Source organism: Polaromonas sp. P5_D5 (genome assembly GCF_054049435.1).
The window spans coordinates 310,960-327,666 of record NZ_JBFUMJ010000002.1 but is presented as its reverse complement, the minus strand read 5'-3'; the positions used below and the strand labels follow the sequence as shown (position 1 = coordinate 327,666).

The window sequence follows — 16,707 nt, the reverse complement described above, 5'->3', positions numbered from 1 at the left end:
GCCGTTGACACGCCCGGACAAACCCGGAGTGTGGGTAGCGCTGGTTTCTCGTGGTCATGTCAGACCAATGCCGAAGGGGCCGGCCCTTTCGGCAAGAAGGTAACAGCGGAAAAGTCGCTGCGCCAGAACATTGCCGATGTTATTGGAGCTCCCCAGGATTCAATGTAGGCAAGCACATCGCCTCGCTGCAATCGTTTCCGCTTTAATCGCTGCTGATACTTTTCCAGGTTTTCGAAGGACAAAGGATCTCCCTTTTGATAGAAGTCCCAACCCGGGTTGTCACTCATAACGCGTACAAAGCGCAACAAAGCGCCTTGGGAATAAGCCGAGAACTCATTGAGCGCGTCCTTCTTGCAATCATCAGCCGTACTTCGAACGGAAATTACATCAAAGCGAAACGTCGACTGCGCATAGGCTGGCACGTAACCATCTCCCGCAGACAGGTGAGGCATAAAAACCGTTAGCCCAGGGGCGTTAGCCGGTGACCACAGAATGAGCGGCGACGCGTCTTTGTCTTCCGTGTACGGCTGTTCTGGCAAGACAAACGGGGTTGGGCTGCTATGAACCCGCATTGGCGGATAGCGATCAAACGCCTGTGCAACATCGGCGACCGGTGCCCTGATCACAGACAGATTGAAGAATGGTCGATCCAGAACAGACATGATGCGAGCGTTTGGTTGCTTGCCGGCACTGCGACTACGCGAACTCTCCGTGGCGCGGTGCAACTTCGCCCTGCAGAAGAACACGTAATGTGAACTTGAGCGGGAAGACCTGAGACTCTTTCATGCGCAGCGTGGCCGCAACCGCCTTGCGTTCTTTTTTTGCTTGCGGGTACTCGGCCGAGGGAACGAAGATGTGGTCGTTTTCGTGCAGCAGCACCCCATGCCCAAACTCGAGATCGCCAGCTGTGGTCACGCCAACAAAGCCGGTGAACGTCTGGCCTGAGGAAGCAAGGAAATCAGCTGCAACGGACAGGGCGTAAAGGTCTGGACCCATCATCTTCGCCGGATGGGGACGAACCCAGGTTTCGTCCTGCTCTTCATCCCCTTCCTCGTCGCTTGCGAACTCCCAGATGGGAAAAGCGATGAGGTCTTCCGGCTTGAGTTGGTCAATGGGCTTTCGGGTCTTCAACGATGGACGCATGGACAGTGTCTTCTAAGGTGAAAGTGTCAACAAAACCGATCAAGCCCGGCCCTCGCTTGAAGAAAGGGTCAGGCCTCTGCTCCCCCTTGAGGAAACGAATGAGCTTGAGCCACATGTCAAACGCCTTGGAGTCGGATGGGTGGTGGATTTAGACGCTCCTGAACTATAGCTTTGCAACCGGCCACTCTCCCTGTCGCCCTGGCTGTGCAGCCAGCGGTGTAGCGCCTGCCGTACACACTCTGGAACACTTCATGCTTGCTGCACCGCACCAATCCTGAATTGGATGTCTTGATTGAACAGGAGCACCCCATGCTGGACCGCACCGCGACCAAGTTTTCCCATGTCAAGCCTGGCGACACGCAGTTTGTCTCCGGTGGTTTGCGCGATTTTTTCCTGTACCGTGACCTTGGCATTGCCGACGCGACCAACGGCAAAGTCATCGCGCACCTTGTGAAGGCGAATATGGCACCAGAAACAGGCACGGGATGGCACCGTCATGAGGCAGATTTCCAGATCGTCATCATGACCAAGGGCTGGGCCCGCTTTATGTACGAAGACAAGGAAACCCTGGTCGAGGCCGGCGACGTGGTGCACCAGCGACCAGGCATCAAGCATTTCCTGTTCGACTACTCCCCCGACATGGAATACCTGGAAATCGTCGGGCCAGCGGACTTCAAATCTATAGACGTAGACCCGGTCTGCGAAATTCCACCACCCACCCCCTGGAAATAGCGCCCCCACGGTCGCTCACTTCGTGTAGCTCCCGAGGCCTTGCAGGCCGCGGCTCGCGAGACGCTTCGCCTCTGTCGCCCGTCCAAGCCTGCGCAGGCAGGCTTGGAGCCGCGGGCTCCAGCCCCTCGGGGGCCGCCCGCCTGTGGCCCGGCAAAGCCGGTTCCACGGCTCATGCTGGGTTGAAGAATTCTTTGGGCACTATCAGCGGGGGCCGCGGGACTGGCTTTGCCAGACCGCAGGCGCCGCCCCATGAGGGGGGAGCAGGCTACACGAAGTGAGTCTGAAAGGGGGCGGGCCTATTTCTGCAGTGAGCCTGGACGGGGGTGTTCAAAATTCCGCATCCAACTCATCAATGTCATCCGGCTCCTTCCGAGCCTCAGCCACCCACTCCTTCATCGCCGGCAACTCCATGATGCGCTTGCAATACGCCGTACAAGCCTTGTCCAGCGGCACGTCGTAAGTGAGAAATCGGGTCACCACCGGCGCATACATGGCGTCGGCCACCGACAGCTGCTTGCCGAACAGGTAGGGGCCGCCATAGGTGGCCAGACATTCCTTCCAGATTTCCAGCACGCGGTCAATATCGGCCTGCGCGCGGGACCAGACCTTGAAGCCCGAAAAATGCGCCTTGATGTTCATCGGCAGCGCCGCGCGCATGGAGGCAAAGCCTGAATGCATTTCGCCGCACACCGCACGGCAATGCGCCCGTACCTTGATGTCCGCGGGCAGCAACTGGGCTTTAGGCTTGATTTCATTGAGGTATTCGGCAATCGCCAGGGTGTCCCACACCTTGACGTTGCCGTGCTGCAGCGAAGGCACCAGCATGCTGGACGAGAGCAGCAGCATTTCGGCCTTCATCGCCGGGTCGTCCGGTGAAATCACTTTTTCGGTGAATTCCAGCCCCGCGAACTTCGCCAGCAGCCAGCCGCGCAGGGCCCACGCTCCGTAGTTCTTGCTGCTGATCGTCAGGATGGCTTTGGCCATGCACATGCTCCTTGAACCGGAAAGGCCCTGCTGGCTAGCAGGATGGATGCATGAACTCCCGCAAGGCTTATGCCAGCCTGCGCTTTTCGGCTCCGACTGGCCCGTAACTTGCCTGCATGGACTGGCAGAGACAAAGAGACAACGAATTCCGATTCATGTCAGGACAACCATGCTTTACCAGGCCTACCAAACCCAGTCCGACCTGCTGTCGCCGTTTCGCCTGTTCGCCCAAGGCGGTAGCGCGGCATTCTGGCTGGGTAAAACCGAAGGCAGCCTGCTCCGCAAGATTTCGGCGTCCATGGAGGTGTTTTCACGCCTGCGGCTGACGCATACCCGGCCGGCCTACGGTATCAGTTCAGTGAAGGTGGGCGAGCGCGAACTTGCCGTGACGGAGGAAACCGTTCTGTCCATGCCCTTTGGCACTCTGCTGCGCTTTCGCAAGGAAACGCCTGCAGGCCTGCCCTTTCAGCCGCCGGTGCTGCTGGTAGCGCCGCTGTCGGGCCACTTTGCCACGCTGCTGCGCGAAACCGTGCGCACCCTGCTGCAAGACCACGACGTGTACATCACCGACTGGCACAACGCGCGCGATGTGTCCCTAAGCCACGGCCCGTTTGCGCTGGACGACTACATCGACCACATGATCCGCTTCACCCAGGCCATTGGCCCCGGCACCCATGTGGTGGCGGTATGCCAGCCCTGCGTGGCGGCACTGGCGGCCACCGCCATCATGGCTGAAGACGATGACCCGGCCCAGCCACGCAGCCTGACCCTGATGGCCGGCCCCGTGGACTGCCGCGTGAACCCGACAGGCGTCAACGCCCTGGCCACCAGCCAACCGATTGAGTGGTTCGAGAAAAACCTGATCAGCCATGTGCCGCTTCCGCACGCCGGCTACATGCGCCGCGTGTATCCGGGTTTTGTGCAGCTCAGCGCTTTTCTGAGCATGAACCTGGACCGGCACAAAAAATCCTTCCAGGACATGTACCAGCACCTCGTGGACGGTGATGTGGAAAAGGCCAACATCATCCGTGTGTTTTATGACGAGTACCTGGCCGTGAACGATTTACCAGCCGAGTTCTATCTCGAAACGGTCGAAAAAGTCTTCCAGACCTACGACCTGCCGCTCGGCAAGCTCAGCTATCGCGGCCGCCTCGTCAAACCTGCCGCCATTCGCCGTACGGCTTTGATGACCGTTGAAGGCGAACGCGACGACATCTGCGCCGTAGGGCAAACGGTTGCGGCGCAGGATCTGTGCACCGGCATCCGGCCCTACATGAAAACCCACCATGTGCAGACCGGCGTGGGGCACTATGGGGTGTTCAGCGGGCGCAAGTGGAACCAGCAGATTTATCCGCGGGTTCGGGAGATGATTCACTCGAGCATGGGCTGAAATTCATACGAAATCGGCCTCCAGGCCAATGGAATCGGGCGCAAGCAGCTCCTGAATTAATAGCGCCAAGTCGAACCGTGAGCGAGCGCTTGCCGGCAGAGTCCGATGCCCTGCCTAGACGTCATCGTGCCCATTCAACACAACTCTGCGCAGCATCGATCGGTACTTGAGCGCCATGAGCACGGCAAGCGGATAGCCCAGGCACCGCATTGGGTTCAGAAAGTGAATCCAATATGGCCGGGCGTACCAGCGCTCCATGCGCTTCTTGAGGTACTTCTCTTCGTATCCCCAGTCCGGCATGATCATCCACAGCATGAGCGGAAAAATCAGGAATGTGTCAAAGGCAAACGAGGCGCAGACATCCCTGAAGATGATTCGATCGACGAGCTTGAGGTCATCCGCCGAGATATTGCCTTTCAGCACAAGTTGCCGGCATTCGGTGTCCTCGATTCCGATCTCGGTCCATGCGTACGAGATGATTTCCCAGACATAGTATTTCTCACCCATGTCGGCGACACCTAGCGTCGGAGTCATCCGACCAGGCTCCTGAGCGCAAAGAACAAGGCAATTCCCGCCAGCACAAAACTTAAACGCCAGCTCGTGCGGCCCACCACCACAGCGGTACTGAGAAAACCGTCATCAAGCTCCCGGTGGCGTGAACTGCGCAAGAATTTTTTGAATCGGCCAAAAGCGTCACCAATGCCCCACGACAAGTCTTCATGGTTAGCGCCGATCTCGTTGTAGATATCGCGATGACCGGCACTTAGGCGATGAAGGATGAATGAGACAGACACAGAACCGGCAACCCCAAGCGCAACAGCGCCGCCCAGGAATATCTTGTCGAATGTCTCCGGCCATCCCGTCGCGGCCACAAACACGCCGACAACCATGCCGGATAGCGCGAAGAAGAATTCTGTACGGTCCATGACTGCTGTTTGAGGTGAAATGCTAGATGCGGCTTTGCGGCACACGTTTGTTCGATACTGTAGTCAGGTCATTTCTCAACATGGCACTGCCTGCAAGCTGGACCCAACAGCACTGAATATGGCGTTGATTAGCCGCGTCGTAAGGCGCGCCCTGTTGAACACAATGTCCGTGAGCAAGGCGATTGCAAGCCCCAAATAGATGAAGTACCCCAAGCCAACATAGTCCGAGAAGAGAACAGTGTGCAGCCAGTTCTGATGGAAGAGGTACAGATACCCAACCAATCCTGCGGCCCCAAGCAGCACCACCGTCGGCAGCACAAGTTGCAGCCCGGCGCGCTTGCGAAGAGCTGCGGCAATGGCCAGGAACAAAAAGACAAGCGCGTTTGCGCCGGTAAAAATACGGAACTCTCGCGTCAGTGATTCCGCCACACCCATGTACTGGGTGCGAATCAGAAGTTCGAGCCGCTCGTTGATGCGCGACAGATCGGCGGTTCTGCGCTCAAGAATCCCGGTCATGGATTTTTCGATCGCCTTGCGGCACTCGCAATCGATATTTCTCATTTGCGCAGCGACAGCGGCAACCTTTTGAGGAAGACCTTCAGCCAGCTTGCGTTTGAGTTCGGCGATCTCCGATGAATTCCTGCCAGAAAGGCCTTTTGCCATTTCCGCGAGCTTGCCGCCGTCCAGTGCTTCGATTCGTTCGCTCACTCTGCGCTCCACTTCCATTCGGATCGCATCGCGCGCCATGGTCTCGACAAGGCCTGGATTGACATAGGATGCGACAAAGGCGGTCCCAAACAGGGCAATGCCCGCAAAGGCGATGATGGTGACAAAGAGACGCATGGCGCTGCTTCCGGTCGTTAAGGTTTGACTGCGGTGCAGGACCAGAATTTGCGCATGGATTGCAATTTAATCGCCTCGCCTCATCCAGGCAACCAAAATCCCAATCAAGCCCATCACCCCCACCAATCCCAAAATCACCCCGCGCCCCTCCATCACCCCTGCAAACACCCCCACCAGCATCCCCGCCAGCGGCTGCGACAAATTGTTGAGCATCACGATCACGCCAGTAGTCTTGCCCAGGTCGCGCGGTGGAATCAGTTTCTGGCGCAGGCTGCGGATATAGACGTTGAACATCTTGTCAAAGCCGATCACCAGCAAGAAACCGGCGGTGTACACCCAGAAGCTGCCGGCCAGCCCCGTCAGCAAGCCGCCGGCCAACATCACGCTGTATGACACCAGGCCCAGGGTGCGCAAGGGCAGCACAGTGCGGGCGATGAACAGCAGGATGATGACGGTGGCAATGGCGCCGGCCGTTTGCAGCAACGCATAATCGCCCGCAGAGCGCTGCAGCAGCCCGGTCACCATCGCGGCCGAGGTGGCGAGCGTCACGCCGATCACCAGGTTGACGCCAGCCGCCAGCGCGATCACTTTTTTCAGGCCCGGCAGGTGCAGCACCTGCGAAAACGCGGTGCGGATGGGCAGCAGCCAATGGTCCGGGGCGGTCTCGGGCGCGGCCAGCTCAACCGGGTTCTTCCGGCGCCACAAGGTCACGGCGCCATCGGCCAGCAAAAAGAGCGCCGCGGTGGCCGCCACCACCGCGGGCCACGGCATCCAGCGCAGCAGCAGTGACGCCAGCACGGGGCCCAGGACCATGCCGAGCTGGTCGGCAATCTGCGCATGGGCCAGCACTTTTTCAAAGCGGTGCTGCCTGAATATCTGCGGCAGCATGACCTCGCGGGCCATCAGGCCCTGCGTGGTCAGCACACCGCAGACCGCCGACAGGGCAATCAACCAGCCAATGCCGCCCAACCACTGAAAAGCGGCCGCCCCGCCGATGCACACGAGCGCGCGGTAGAGCTGGCTGATGCGCAAAAGCTTGAGAGGCGAAACCCGGTCGCACAGCGCGCCGCACACGGGAAAAGCCAGGAAGCGGGGGAGCGTCTCTACCGTGAAGGCGATACCTGACCAGGCCACACTTCCCGTGATTTCGAAAACCACCAGAGGAACCAGGAACAGCAGTATCTGGTCGGCAAGCCTGGAAAGGAACAGGGAGCTATAAAACAGCTGGCCGTTGGCGTTGTTGGCGTTGTCGCGCACCCCTGCTCCCATCGCCTTGCCCCGCAAAGCAGGCCAGATACCTAGCGCATCTGGCTATTATTTTGATAGCGCCTTGCGCTCTTCCTGATTGGGCTGATTGGGCTGATTGGGCTGGCGGCATCTTTTATGCAAAGAACGCCATCAGGCCCGTACCACTCGTGTCAGCTGCGGTCGGCGCCGTCTTCTTCCGGCCAGTCGCGGATGTAGGCCTTGAGCATCTTGTTTTCGAAGTTCTGGCTGTCCACCACGGCCTTGGCCACGTCGTAGAGGCTGATCACGCCCATCATGACTTTCTGGTTCATCACGGGCATGTAGCGCGCGTGGCGTTCCAGCATCATGCGGCGGACTTCGTCGAGTTCGGTCTCCGACGTGCAGGTGAGCGGGTGGTCGTCCATGGCGGTGCGCACCAGCGTGCTGCCGATCTCGCCGCCGTTTTTGACGATGCAGACAATCACTTCGCGAAATGTCAGCATGCCGACCAGGTCACCATGCTCCATGACGACCAGTGAGCCGATGTCTTTTTCGGCCATGATCTGGGCCGCCTTGGCAAGGGGTTCGTCAGGCTGGACGGTGTAAAGCGTGTTGCCCTTCACGCGCAGTATGTCTAGAACCTTCATGGCCATCTCCTCGGTTGTGCTGCTTGCCGGCCCTCATTGTCCCACCACAGCGCGGCAACAGGGAATTCAGTTTAAATATAGCCCACAATCAAACGGCAGGTTGCAAGAATCTGTTCGGGCTCCTGCGATTGCCCGGCGCACCGCCACTTTTTTCTGACTGGAGACAAACCCATGCCCGGTTACTCAGACCCCGGCTTCGACACCCTGGCGTTGCACGCCGGCGCCGCGCCCGACCCATCCACCGGCGCGCGTGCCGTGCCGATTCACCTGACGACTTCTTTCGTCTTCGAATCGAGCGACCACGCGGCCAGCCTCTTTAACCTCGAACGCGCGGGCCATGTCTATTCACGCATCAGCAACCCGACCAATGCGGTGCTGGAGCAGCGCGTGTCGGCCCTGGAAGGCGGCATAGGCGCGATTGCTACGTCGAGCGGGCAGGCTGCGCTGCACCTGGCAATTGCCACCTTGATGGGCGCCGGCTCGCACATCGTCGCCAGCACCGCGCTTTACGGCGGCAGCCAGAACCTGCTGCACTACACCTTGCGCCGTTTCGGCATAGCCACCACCTTCGTCAAGCCCGGCGACCTGGATGGCTGGCGCGCCGCCGTGCAGCCCAACACCAAACTTTTCTTCGGTGAAACCGTGGGCAACCCGGGCCTCGACGTCCTGGACATCGAAGCGGTATCCGGCATTGCCCATGACACCGGCGTGCCGCTGCTGGTGGACTCCACCCTCACCTCGCCCTGGCTGATCAAGCCCTTTGACCACGGCGCCGACCTGGTCTACCACTCGGCGACCAAGTTCCTGAGTGGCCACGGCACGGTGATCGGCGGCGTGGTGGTGGATGGCGGCAGTTTCGACTGGGAAAAGTCCGGCAAATTTTCCGAGCTGACCGAGGCCTACGAAGGCTTTCACAACATGGTGTTCAGCGAGGAAAGCACCGTGGGCGCCTTCCTGCTGCGCGCGCGGCGTGAGGGCTTGCGCGACTTCGGCGCCTGCATGAGCCCGCACACGGCATGGCTGATTCTGCAAGGCATTGAAACCCTGCCGCTTCGCATGGCGCGGCACATGGGCAATACCGAAAAAGTGGTGCAGTTTCTCGCCGCCCACCCGCTGGTCTCGCGCGTGGGCCATCCGATGCTCGAATCGCACCCCAGCCACGCACTGGCCAAAAAGCTGCTGCCGCGCGGCGCCGGCTCAGTGTTCAGCTTCGACATCAAGGGCAACCGTGAACAGGGCAAGGCCTTCATCGAAGCGCTGAAAGTCTTCAGCCACCTGGCCAACGTAGGCGACTGCCGCAGCCTGGTGATCCACCCTGCCAGCACCACGCACTTCCGCATGAGCGACGAGGCACTGGCAGCCGGCGGCATCACACAGGGCACGATCCGCCTGTCGATTGGTCTGGAGGATCCGGACGACCTGCTGGACGACCTCAAACGCGCCCTCAAGGCGGCAGAAAAAGCCGGCGTGAAAGCGGGGGCCTGAAGCATGTACCTCGACGTCAACGGCCATAAAACTTATTGCTACACCGGCGGCAAACCTTTCGATGCGGCCAAACCCACTGTGGTGTTTGTCCACGGCGTGCTCAACGACCACAGCATCTGGATTTTGCAGACCCGCTACTTCGCGCACCACGGCTTCAACGTGCTGGCGCCGGACTTGCCCGGCCATTGCAAAAGCGAAGGTGAGCCACCGCAGTCGGTCGAAGAGGCCGCTGGTTTCATGATCGCGTTGCTCGATGCGGCTGGCGTCAAAACTGCCGCGCTGGTGGGCCACAGCTTTGGCTCCCTCACGGCGCTGCACGCGGCGTCCGTCGCGCCGCAAAGGGTGACACACCTGGCGCTGGTGGGAACCGCCGCGCCGATGAAGGTTTCCCCGGCGCTGCTGGACAACGCGCTGAACCAGCCGATGAAGGCCATCGACATGGTCAACACCTTCTCGCATTCCATGCTGGCGCCGCCGCCCTCGTCGCTGGGCCCGGGTACCTGGCTGTATGGGGGGTCGAAGGCACTCATGAAACGGGTGCTGGCCAGCAATACCCGGGTCAACCTGTTCCACCGCGGCTTCAAGGCCTGCGACGACTACACCGGCGGTGAAGCGGCCATCGAAAAAGTACAGTGCCCGGTGCTGTTCATCCTGGGCAAGAACGATTCCATGACCTTGCCCAAAATGGCGGCGCCGCTGCAGGCCAAAGCCAAAAACGCCAAAACGGTGATGGTGCAGGCCGGCCACCAGATGATGACCGAGGCACCCGAAGGGGTCTTGTTTGCGCTGAAGGATTTCATCAAGCCATGAGCGTGCTGACGGCCACGCCGCCGATGATGACGCAACGTGCGCAGGAAATCGCCGCCAGCTTCGACCTGCGCGCCTTGCCGCCGGATTTTTACGCCAACCCCTATCCGGTTTATGCAGTGCTGCGCGAAACCGAGCCGGTCAAGCGCATGCCGGATGGCTCCTGGTTTCTCACGCGTTACGCCGACCTGGTGGCGGTGTACCGCGATGCGCAAACCTTCAGCTCGGACAAGAAGGTGGAGTTCGAGCCCAAGTACGGAGCGGGCTCGGCCCTGTTTGAACACCACACCACCAGCCTGGTGTTCAACGACCCGCCGCTTCACACGCGCGTTCGCAAACTCATCATGGGCGCCCTTACGCGGCGCGCCATTGCCGATATGGAGCCCGGGCTCATCACGCTGGTCGATAGCCTGCTGGATGCGATCGAAAGCCGGGGCGGCGGTGATTTGATTGAAGATTTCGCTTCAGCGATCCCGGTGGAGATCATCGGTAACCTGCTGGGCGTGCCGCATGCCGACCGGGCGCCGCTGCGCACCTGGTCGCTGGCCATACTCGGCGCACTGGAGCCCAAACTGACGCCCGAACAGGAAGCCTTGGGCAATAGCAGCGTGCGGGACTTCACCGGCTACCTCAAGGACCTGGTGGCGGACCGGCGCAAACACCCGGGCGACCCGGAACACGATGTGCTGACACGGCTGATCGGCGAAGAAGTGTCGGGCGAAAGACTCAGCGAAACCGAGTTGCTGCAAAACTGCGTGTTCATCCTCAACGCCGGCCACGAAACCACGACGAATCTCATCGGCAACGCGTTGGTGCTGCTGCAGGAGTGGCCGCAGGCCAAGCAGTTTTTGCTATCAAAACTGGAGCTGCTCGCGCCCATCAATAAAGGGCTGCAGGCCGATTTGACTGTTGAAATCGATGAATTCCTGCGTTTTGAGCCGTCCAACCAGCTGGGCAACCGTCGTGCGCTCAAGGCCTGCCAGGTAGGCGGTGTGGACTTGCCCGAAGGCGCGTTGCTGACGCTGTGCATTGGCGCGGCAAACCGGGACCCGGCGCAGTTTGCCCAGCCCGAACACCTGGACCTGGCACGCCAGGACAACCGCCACCTGGCCTTCGGCTTCGGCATTCACCAGTGTGCCGGGCTCAGCCTGGCGCGGCTTGAAGGCCGCATTGCCATTGGCCGCTTTCTGCAGCGCTTTCCGCAATACCGTTTGACCGCCAGCCCCACACGCGGCGGCCGTGCGCGCTTCAGGGGTTTTCTGAAGGCGCCGTTTTCAACGACGGCTACCTGACCTGGCGTTGCGTGCCCACGCGGTGCGGCGCCGTTTCCAGCGCCCGCAACAGTGCCTGCGTGGATGGCAAATGAGGCACTGCCCTGATGTTGGTCTGCTCCAGCGAGTCCAGCAGGCGTGCAAGGGTTTGCGCATGCGGCGTCAAGGGGCCCAGAAAGTGCGTGCCGCCCGCATCGGCAATCAGCAGCGTGGGAAAGGTTTCCACTTCCAGGTCTCCGACCAGCTCGGCTTCGTCTTCAATGTCCAGCCAGACAAACCGGCTTTCCGGATAGCGCAAGGCCATTTCCGAGAAGACGACACCGTAGTCGCGGCAAAGGCCGCACCAGTCCGCGCAGAGGCAAATTACCCATCGCGCGGGGGGCGTCGTCACAGGCGGTTCACCATGGGGAGTTTCTGGAAGCAGATCGGTTGGCATGCAGGCAGGAGCGCGGAAAGGGTGTGACGAGGGCTGGCGGCCATGGATTGACTATTATGGCCAGCGTCGCAAAATGAGGCGCACCACCGGATATCCGGCGCAGGAGACAAACCCATGAATGCCATCAGCCCCGATTCGGCGGAAACCGGCGCCACGACACCCGTTGATCCCCGCAGCTTTGCGTCTTTCGCGGATTTTTACCCCTTCTACCTGGGCGAGCATCGCAACCCGACCTGCCGCCGCCTGCACTTTGCAGGCTCAAGCCTCACGCTGCTCTGCCTGGCGGCGCTGCTGATGACCCGCAACCCGTGGTGGCTGCTGGCCGGCCTGCTGTGCGGCTACGGCTTCGCCTGGATCGGGCATTTTGGGTTCGAAAAGAACCGGCCCGCCTCGTTCAAGCGGCCACTCTACAGCTTCATGGGAGACTGGGTCATGTACCGCGACATGTGGGTTCAGGCCTTGCGGCGCATCAAAGGCAACTGAGCCCGTTTCCAGGCGTGGCCTTAGCCTCCCACAATGGGCTCTAACGGACCTTATCGGGCTTTATCAGGAGTCCAGTGACTGCAAAGGGCCGGTTTTTAACGCCTTGAGGCATGCCGCACCTGCCTGCAACGCCGCCTCATGCGTGGGGTACGGGTGGTCGGAGCCTTCAATGCGCAGGTCCGCCATGTGCTCTTGGGCTGACAGCTGCGTGACCACCCAGTAAAAAAGACCTGCTGACGGCTCCTTCACCCGCACCGCGAGCGGCCCGGGCGCATCGGGAATGGCGGCACTCATAAAGACCGCCCGAGCTCAGTGCTCACGTCTTTGGCGGCAGGGCCTACTTCCGCCACGGCAACACGCAGTTCAAGCTCGCTGCAATCGAGTGCGCTGACCCAGTATTTCAGGGAGGCTTCCTCGTTGATGTTGATGGGCTCGTTTGTCAGGGCCGGGTCGGCGATCAGGTTCGATGGTGATGTCACGGTTCTCTCCAGCTTGGTTGTCAATTGAGGGGATTGCAGCAGATGGAGAGAATCGTGGCGTAAGCATAAAGATGGTCTTGTAAGAATTCCTCCCGCGCGCCTGAAGGCCTAACGGGCGAAAATTTGTGCGGTGCAGCATAAAAATTCTTACAAGGCTTACGTCCCCCGAACGGCTTTTGCAGGATGAGGCAATCAGGCTTGAAAACGGGCTCAAACCTGCCTCCTGGCACGCATTTGGGCTGAAGCGGAGTCTTGCCAAATCGCAAGGAGGCCACGTCAGGAGGGCAAAACGACGCGGGTATGCGCTTGACCCGCCGCGAAGGCGCGACGCAAAAAAATTAAAGGCCGGACTCGCCGTCTACCCGGATGCCCAACTGCTTGACCTTGACGCGCTGCTCCACGGCCTGACTCCACATTTCGAAGTCTTTATTGGTGGGCGCCGGGCCCTTGCCGGTCTGGTAGGCCCACATTTTCGCCGTCAGCTCTTCGTAGATCTGTCGGGCTTCCTGGTGCGCCTGCCGTTCATGGGCAATGGCGCCGTCCAATTTTTCCCTGGCTGGTGTTTTTGATGGCATTGTCAGTGCGTGAAAAAATCAAAAATCAGATTTTGTTACAACACGCCGGCAGGCACAAATATCCCCAAACAGCGACTGGTTTTTAGTCCGGATGGACTAGCCCCGAAACCTGCTGTGCGGGGATTGGCGGGTCGGAGTTGGCGGTTTACAGCGCGTCGCGCAGCCGTATGGCCGGCCACCGGGCCTTTTCCCAGAGGCCCTGGACCGCTTCGGCTTTGTCCAGCAAAAGTTGCTGTATCAGCGGCTCCAGCGGCGTGGCGTCGGGATCGGCCAGCAGCAGGTAACGGGCTTCTACCTCGCCCTCGGCTTCATTGAGCTGGCCTACCCAGTCCAGGGCAACCAGTGTTTCCAGTACCGGCTCCAGCTGCAGCCCGTCCACCTGAAGCAGCTCGGCCAGCTGCGAAGCGCTGACGCCCTTGCGCGGGGTAGCCAGTGCCCGGTGCAACTGCTGGAGCACTTCAATGGCCAGCTGGAAATGCCAGCCATGCGCGCTGCCGCGACGGGCCACTCCGGCCAGGAGACTGGGCAGGTACGCGGCAATCACAGCGCCCATCAGCACGATGACCCAGGACACATAAATCCATACAAGGAGGATGGGCAAGGTAGCGAACGCGCCATACACCAGCGAATAGGTCGGCACGGCGCCCAGATACAGGCTCAGCACGCGTTTGGCCACCTCAATGCCCGCAGCCACAAACAGGCCCCCTACCCAGGCATGCGACCACTTCACGTAGGTATTGGGCACATAGCGGTACATCGCCGCCATGCCCCCCGCCACCAGGAAAAACTGCAGAACGCTGAGCAGAAAACGCAGGCTGACGGGCAAAGCGCCCACCAGGCCGCCCGAGGCCGACAGCACATAAGAAGTGACCGCCAGGCTGGCCGCCAGCAGCAGCGGCCCCAAGGTAATGGCAGCCCAATAAATGAGCACACGCTGCGTCAGTGGCCGCGCCTTTTTGACGCGCCAGATACCGTTGAGCGTTCGGTCAATGGTCAGGATGAGCGCGATGGCCGTGACCAGAAGCACGGCCAGGCCCGCGATGCCCAGCTTATTGGCCTGGCGGCTGAATTGCGTCAGGTAACCCAGCACCTGGCGGGCGATGTTGTCGGGGATCAGGCTCTGAATCAGCCAGGCCTGCAGGGCGCCCTGCAACTTCGAGAACATCGGGAAGGCCGTAAAGATGGCCAGCGCCACCGTAAAAAACGGCACCAGCGCGATCGAGGTGGTGAAGGTCAGGCTGCTGGCGGTCAGGCCCATGTGGTCTTCCCGGAAACGGTCACGCAGCGTGAGCGCTGTGCCGCGCCATGGAAAGCGCGACAGGTCGCTCAAGAGGTCCTCGAGATATTGCTGAAATTTCATCCCCGGTATCATGCCACTGACCTTGAACCTGTTGACGGTCCAGCGGGTTCCCATGACCATGAACAAAACAACGCAAATTGACATCACCCGCCGGCTCGCGCTGGCCAGCCTGCTGGGCCTTATCGTGCTGGGCCTGGCCTGGGAAATGTGGCTGGCGCCCATACGCCCGGGCGGCTCATTACTGGCGCTCAAAGTGCTGCCGCTGTGCATCCCGCTGGCCGGCATCATGAAAAACCGCATGTACACCTACCGCTGGGTCAGCCTGCTGGTGTGGCTTTATTTCACCGAAGGCGTGGTGCGGGCCTGGAGCGACCGCGCCCCCGGCAACTACCTGGCCTTCATCGAGGTACTGCTGTGCCTCACGCTGTTTGTCGCCTGCGCGATGCATGTGCGGGTGCGGCTGAAAAACGCCTCCACCGCTTCCAGCGCCTCAAATCCATCAACCCCTTAACCTGAAGCCGAACATCGTGAGCACACACACCCAACTGATTGAGTCCCTGCGCCAGATCGTCGGCGCACCCAATGTCCTGATTGATGGCGACCTGACGCCCTGGGTACAGGACTGGCGCAGGCGCGAAACCGGCAAGGCCCTGGCCGTGGTGCGTCCTGGCTCCACGCCTGAAGTCGCGGCCGTGGTGAAAGCCTGCGCCGCAGCACGCGTGAGCATCGTGCCGCAAGGCGGCAATACCGGCATGGTGGTAGGGTCGACACCCGACGACACCGGCACGCAGGTCGTGCTCAGCCTGACACGCATGAACAAGGTGCGCACGCTGGACGCCGGCAACCTGACCATCACGGTCGATGCCGGCTGCGTGCTGCAAAACCTGCAGGAAGCCTGCGAAAAAGCCGGTTTCCTGTTTCCCCTGAGTCTGGCCTCGGAAGGAAGCTGCACCATTGGCGGCAACCTCGGCACCAACGCCGGCGGCACCCAGGTCGTGCGCTACGGCAATACGCGCGACCTCTGCTTGGGCCTGGAAGTCGTCAACGCGCAGGGCGAAATCTGGGACGGCCTCTCTGGCCTGCGAAAAGACAACACCGGCTACGACCTGCGCCACCTGTTCATCGGCAGCGAAGGCACGCTGGGCGTGATCACCGGCGCCATCATGAAGCTGTATCCCATGCCCAAATCCCAGCTCACCGCCTTTGCGGCCGTGCCGTCGCTTGAGGCCGCCGTACAGCTGCTGGGCCTGGCGCATGAGCACCTGGGCTCCGGCCTGACCGGTTTCGAAGTCATGGGCCAGTTCGCACTGGGCCTGGTGGCCAGGCACTTCCCGCAACAACGCGTGCCTTTCTGGCAAGAGCACGCCTGGTGCGTGGTTCTGGAGAACTCGGACAACGAATCCGAAGCCCATGCGCGTGAATGCTTCGAACGCTTGCTGGAAGCCGCCATGGAAGCAGGCTGTGTCGCCGATGCGGTCGTCGCCGAGAGCATGGCGCAGGCGCACGCACTGTGGCATATCCGTGAAAGCATCCCGATGGCGCAGGCCGAAGAGGGCCTGAACATCAAGCACGACATCTCGATCAACGTGTCGCGCATCCCCGAATTCGTGACTGAAACCAATGCCCTGCTGCTCGCGCGTTTTCCCGGCGCGCGCATGGTCGTCTACGGCCACCTGGGCGACGGCAACCTGCACTACAACGTGCAGGCGCCGGAGAATGAAGACCAGGCACGTTTCCTGAACGAGCAGGAGACGCCCATGAATGCCCTGGTCTACGAAGCGGTGGACCGCTACCGGGGCTCGATCTCGGCCGAACACGGTGTGGGGAGCCTCAAGGTCAACACGCTGCCCAAGCACAAATCACCTGTGGCTCTGGACATGATGCGCGCCATCAAACAGGGCCTGGACCCTCATAACCTGATGAACCCGGGACGGGTGCTAAAGGCATAATTAAACCTTTGGCCGCACGCCGCCCCGCCG

Annotated in this window: 21 protein-coding genes; 8 read left to right on the top strand and 13 right to left on the bottom strand. The window is 60.7% G+C overall.

The genetic code is table 11. The annotated features are described in order from the left end of the window. Positions 1-59: 59 nt before the first annotated feature. Together ACXJKE_RS08245 and ACXJKE_RS08240 are read right to left on the bottom strand one after the other, a co-directional pair. Positions 60-662, bottom strand: a complete 603-nt coding sequence (locus ACXJKE_RS08245; RefSeq protein ID WP_457280105.1) for a hypothetical protein — start codon at positions 660-662, stop codon at positions 60-62. 34 nt (positions 663-696) lie between these two features. Continuing rightward, positions 697-1,143: a hypothetical protein gene (locus tag ACXJKE_RS08240; RefSeq protein WP_457280104.1), complete on the bottom strand. Its 447-nt coding sequence runs from the start codon at positions 1,141-1,143 to the stop codon at positions 697-699. Between the two features lie 309 nt (positions 1,144-1,452). On the opposite strand from ACXJKE_RS08240, the gene ACXJKE_RS08235 reads away from it, so the two are divergent. Next, positions 1,453-1,875, top strand: coding sequence for a cupin domain-containing protein (locus ACXJKE_RS08235; protein WP_092130677.1), 423 nt, complete (start codon positions 1,453-1,455; stop codon positions 1,873-1,875). A 327-nt stretch (positions 1,876-2,202) separates the two neighbouring features. Here ACXJKE_RS08235 and ACXJKE_RS08230 read toward each other — a convergent pair whose 3' ends face one another. Continuing rightward, positions 2,203-2,859 (bottom strand): glutathione S-transferase, encoded by a 657-nt coding sequence (locus tag ACXJKE_RS08230; RefSeq protein WP_457280103.1) that lies wholly within the window; start codon positions 2,857-2,859, stop codon positions 2,203-2,205. A 169-nt stretch (positions 2,860-3,028) separates the two neighbouring features. Between ACXJKE_RS08230 and ACXJKE_RS08225 the strand changes: the two genes are divergently transcribed. Further along, a complete protein-coding gene (locus ACXJKE_RS08225) occupies positions 3,029-4,249 on the top strand; it encodes a polyhydroxyalkanoate depolymerase (protein ID WP_457280102.1) in 1,221 nt (406 codons plus the stop codon). A gap of 114 nt (positions 4,250-4,363) precedes the next feature. Here the strand turns inward: ACXJKE_RS08225 and ACXJKE_RS08220 are convergent, their stop codons facing one another. From ACXJKE_RS08220 to ACXJKE_RS08200, 5 genes are all read right to left on the bottom strand, one after another. Continuing rightward, complete coding sequence (locus tag ACXJKE_RS08220; RefSeq protein WP_457280101.1) at positions 4,364-4,783, bottom strand: hypothetical protein; 420 nt, start codon at positions 4,781-4,783, stop codon at positions 4,364-4,366. Beyond that, entirely contained in the window at positions 4,780-5,175 is a 396-nt protein-coding gene (locus ACXJKE_RS08215) for a hypothetical protein (protein WP_457280100.1), read from the bottom strand. The genes ACXJKE_RS08220 and ACXJKE_RS08215 overlap by 4 nt, the downstream gene beginning before the upstream one ends. 75 nt (positions 5,176-5,250) lie before the next feature. Next, the gene (locus ACXJKE_RS08210) at positions 5,251-6,018 is read right to left on the bottom strand and encodes a hypothetical protein (RefSeq protein WP_457280099.1); all 768 of its coding nucleotides are present in this window, start codon (positions 6,016-6,018) and stop codon (positions 5,251-5,253) included. Positions 6,019-6,084: 66 nt separating this feature from the next. Continuing rightward, complete coding sequence (locus ACXJKE_RS08205) at positions 6,085-7,275, bottom strand: MFS transporter (RefSeq protein ID WP_457280098.1); 1,191 nt, start codon at positions 7,273-7,275, stop codon at positions 6,085-6,087. Positions 7,276-7,436: 161 nt separating this feature from the next. After that, positions 7,437-7,892 (bottom strand): CBS domain-containing protein, encoded by a 456-nt coding sequence (locus ACXJKE_RS08200; protein ID WP_457280097.1) that lies wholly within the window; start codon positions 7,890-7,892, stop codon positions 7,437-7,439. Positions 7,893-8,063: 171 nt separating this feature from the next. Between ACXJKE_RS08200 and ACXJKE_RS08195 the strand changes: the two genes are divergently transcribed. The 3 genes from ACXJKE_RS08195 to ACXJKE_RS08185 are packed head-to-tail and all read left to right on the top strand — an operon-like array spanning position 8,064 to position 11,476. Then, complete coding sequence (locus tag ACXJKE_RS08195; RefSeq protein ID WP_457280096.1) at positions 8,064-9,377, top strand: O-acetylhomoserine aminocarboxypropyltransferase; 1,314 nt, start codon at positions 8,064-8,066, stop codon at positions 9,375-9,377. A gap of 3 nt (positions 9,378-9,380) precedes the next feature. Next, positions 9,381-10,187 carry an alpha/beta fold hydrolase gene (locus ACXJKE_RS08190; protein WP_457280095.1) on the top strand — a complete coding sequence of 269 codons (807 nt, stop codon included), beginning with the start codon at positions 9,381-9,383 and terminating at the stop codon, positions 10,185-10,187. After that, positions 10,184-11,476 (top strand): cytochrome P450, encoded by a 1,293-nt coding sequence (locus tag ACXJKE_RS08185; RefSeq protein WP_457280094.1) that lies wholly within the window; start codon positions 10,184-10,186, stop codon positions 11,474-11,476. Before ACXJKE_RS08190 ends, ACXJKE_RS08185 begins: the two co-directional genes overlap by 4 nt. On the opposite strand, the gene ACXJKE_RS08180 is transcribed toward ACXJKE_RS08185, so the two are convergent. Then, entirely contained in the window at positions 11,469-11,846 is a 378-nt protein-coding gene (locus ACXJKE_RS08180; RefSeq protein WP_457280093.1) for a thioredoxin family protein, read from the bottom strand. The two genes, ACXJKE_RS08185 and ACXJKE_RS08180, sit on opposite strands and share 8 nt — an antisense overlap. A 159-nt stretch (positions 11,847-12,005) precedes the next feature. Between ACXJKE_RS08180 and ACXJKE_RS08175 the strand changes: the two genes are divergently transcribed. Further along, on the top strand, positions 12,006-12,374 hold the full coding sequence (locus ACXJKE_RS08175) for an Mpo1-like protein (RefSeq protein WP_457280092.1): 369 nt from the start codon (positions 12,006-12,008) through the stop codon (positions 12,372-12,374). A gap of 63 nt (positions 12,375-12,437) precedes the next feature. On the opposite strand, the gene ACXJKE_RS08170 is transcribed toward ACXJKE_RS08175, so the two are convergent. From ACXJKE_RS08170 to ACXJKE_RS08155, 4 genes are all read right to left on the bottom strand, one after another. After that, complete coding sequence (locus tag ACXJKE_RS08170; protein ID WP_457280091.1) at positions 12,438-12,668, bottom strand: hypothetical protein; 231 nt, start codon at positions 12,666-12,668, stop codon at positions 12,438-12,440. Next, on the bottom strand, positions 12,665-12,853 hold the full coding sequence (locus tag ACXJKE_RS08165; RefSeq protein WP_457280090.1) for a DUF3606 domain-containing protein: 189 nt from the start codon (positions 12,851-12,853) through the stop codon (positions 12,665-12,667). The genes ACXJKE_RS08170 and ACXJKE_RS08165 overlap by 4 nt, the downstream gene beginning before the upstream one ends. Before the next feature lie 338 nt (positions 12,854-13,191). Then, entirely contained in the window at positions 13,192-13,428 is a 237-nt protein-coding gene (locus tag ACXJKE_RS08160) for a hypothetical protein (protein WP_457280089.1), read from the bottom strand. A 145-nt stretch (positions 13,429-13,573) separates the two neighbouring features. Further along, complete coding sequence (locus ACXJKE_RS08155; protein WP_457280088.1) at positions 13,574-14,788, bottom strand: YihY family inner membrane protein; 1,215 nt, start codon at positions 14,786-14,788, stop codon at positions 13,574-13,576. 58 nt (positions 14,789-14,846) lie between these two features. Here ACXJKE_RS08155 and ACXJKE_RS08150 point away from each other — a divergent pair, with 58 nt between their 5' ends. Then, on the top strand, positions 14,847-15,239 hold the full coding sequence (locus ACXJKE_RS08150) for a DUF2069 domain-containing protein (RefSeq protein WP_457280087.1): 393 nt from the start codon (positions 14,847-14,849) through the stop codon (positions 15,237-15,239). Positions 15,240-15,255: 16 nt separating this feature from the next. Beyond that, complete coding sequence (locus tag ACXJKE_RS08145; RefSeq protein WP_457280086.1) at positions 15,256-16,677, top strand: FAD-binding oxidoreductase; 1,422 nt, start codon at positions 15,256-15,258, stop codon at positions 16,675-16,677. The last annotated feature ends 30 nt before the right edge of the window (positions 16,678-16,707 follow it).

Excerpts from the sequence above, each read along its gene's own strand:
- ACXJKE_RS08245 (WP_457280105.1), bottom strand. The coding sequence starts at position 662 with ATGTCTGTTCTGGATCGACCATTCTTCAATCTGTCTGTGATCAGGGCA.
- ACXJKE_RS08185 (WP_457280094.1), top strand. The coding sequence starts at position 10,184 with ATGAGCGTGCTGACGGCCACGCCGCCGATGATGACGCAACGTGCGCAG.
- ACXJKE_RS08235 (WP_092130677.1), top strand. The coding sequence starts at position 1,453 with ATGCTGGACCGCACCGCGACCAAGTTTTCCCATGTCAAGCCTGGCGAC.
- ACXJKE_RS08240 (WP_457280104.1), bottom strand. The coding sequence starts at position 1,143 with ATGCGTCCATCGTTGAAGACCCGAAAGCCCATTGACCAACTCAAGCCG.
- ACXJKE_RS08190 (WP_457280095.1), top strand. The coding sequence starts at position 9,381 with ATGTACCTCGACGTCAACGGCCATAAAACTTATTGCTACACCGGCGGC.
- ACXJKE_RS08200 (WP_457280097.1), bottom strand. The coding sequence starts at position 7,892 with ATGAAGGTTCTAGACATACTGCGCGTGAAGGGCAACACGCTTTACACC.
- ACXJKE_RS08170 (WP_457280091.1), bottom strand. The coding sequence starts at position 12,668 with ATGAGTGCCGCCATTCCCGATGCGCCCGGGCCGCTCGCGGTGCGGGTG.
- ACXJKE_RS08215 (WP_457280100.1), bottom strand. The coding sequence starts at position 5,175 with ATGGACCGTACAGAATTCTTCTTCGCGCTATCCGGCATGGTTGTCGGC.
- ACXJKE_RS08220 (WP_457280101.1), bottom strand. The coding sequence starts at position 4,783 with ATGACTCCGACGCTAGGTGTCGCCGACATGGGTGAGAAATACTATGTC.
- ACXJKE_RS08155 (WP_457280088.1), bottom strand. The coding sequence starts at position 14,788 with ATGAAATTTCAGCAATATCTCGAGGACCTCTTGAGCGACCTGTCGCGC.
- ACXJKE_RS08150 (WP_457280087.1), top strand. The coding sequence starts at position 14,847 with ATGAACAAAACAACGCAAATTGACATCACCCGCCGGCTCGCGCTGGCC.
- ACXJKE_RS08225 (WP_457280102.1), top strand. The coding sequence starts at position 3,029 with ATGCTTTACCAGGCCTACCAAACCCAGTCCGACCTGCTGTCGCCGTTT.
- ACXJKE_RS08160 (WP_457280089.1), bottom strand. The coding sequence starts at position 13,428 with ATGCCATCAAAAACACCAGCCAGGGAAAAATTGGACGGCGCCATTGCC.
- ACXJKE_RS08230 (WP_457280103.1), bottom strand. The coding sequence starts at position 2,859 with ATGGCCAAAGCCATCCTGACGATCAGCAGCAAGAACTACGGAGCGTGG.
- ACXJKE_RS08195 (WP_457280096.1), top strand. The coding sequence starts at position 8,064 with ATGCCCGGTTACTCAGACCCCGGCTTCGACACCCTGGCGTTGCACGCC.
- ACXJKE_RS08175 (WP_457280092.1), top strand. The coding sequence starts at position 12,006 with ATGAATGCCATCAGCCCCGATTCGGCGGAAACCGGCGCCACGACACCC.
- ACXJKE_RS08210 (WP_457280099.1), bottom strand. The coding sequence starts at position 6,018 with ATGCGTCTCTTTGTCACCATCATCGCCTTTGCGGGCATTGCCCTGTTT.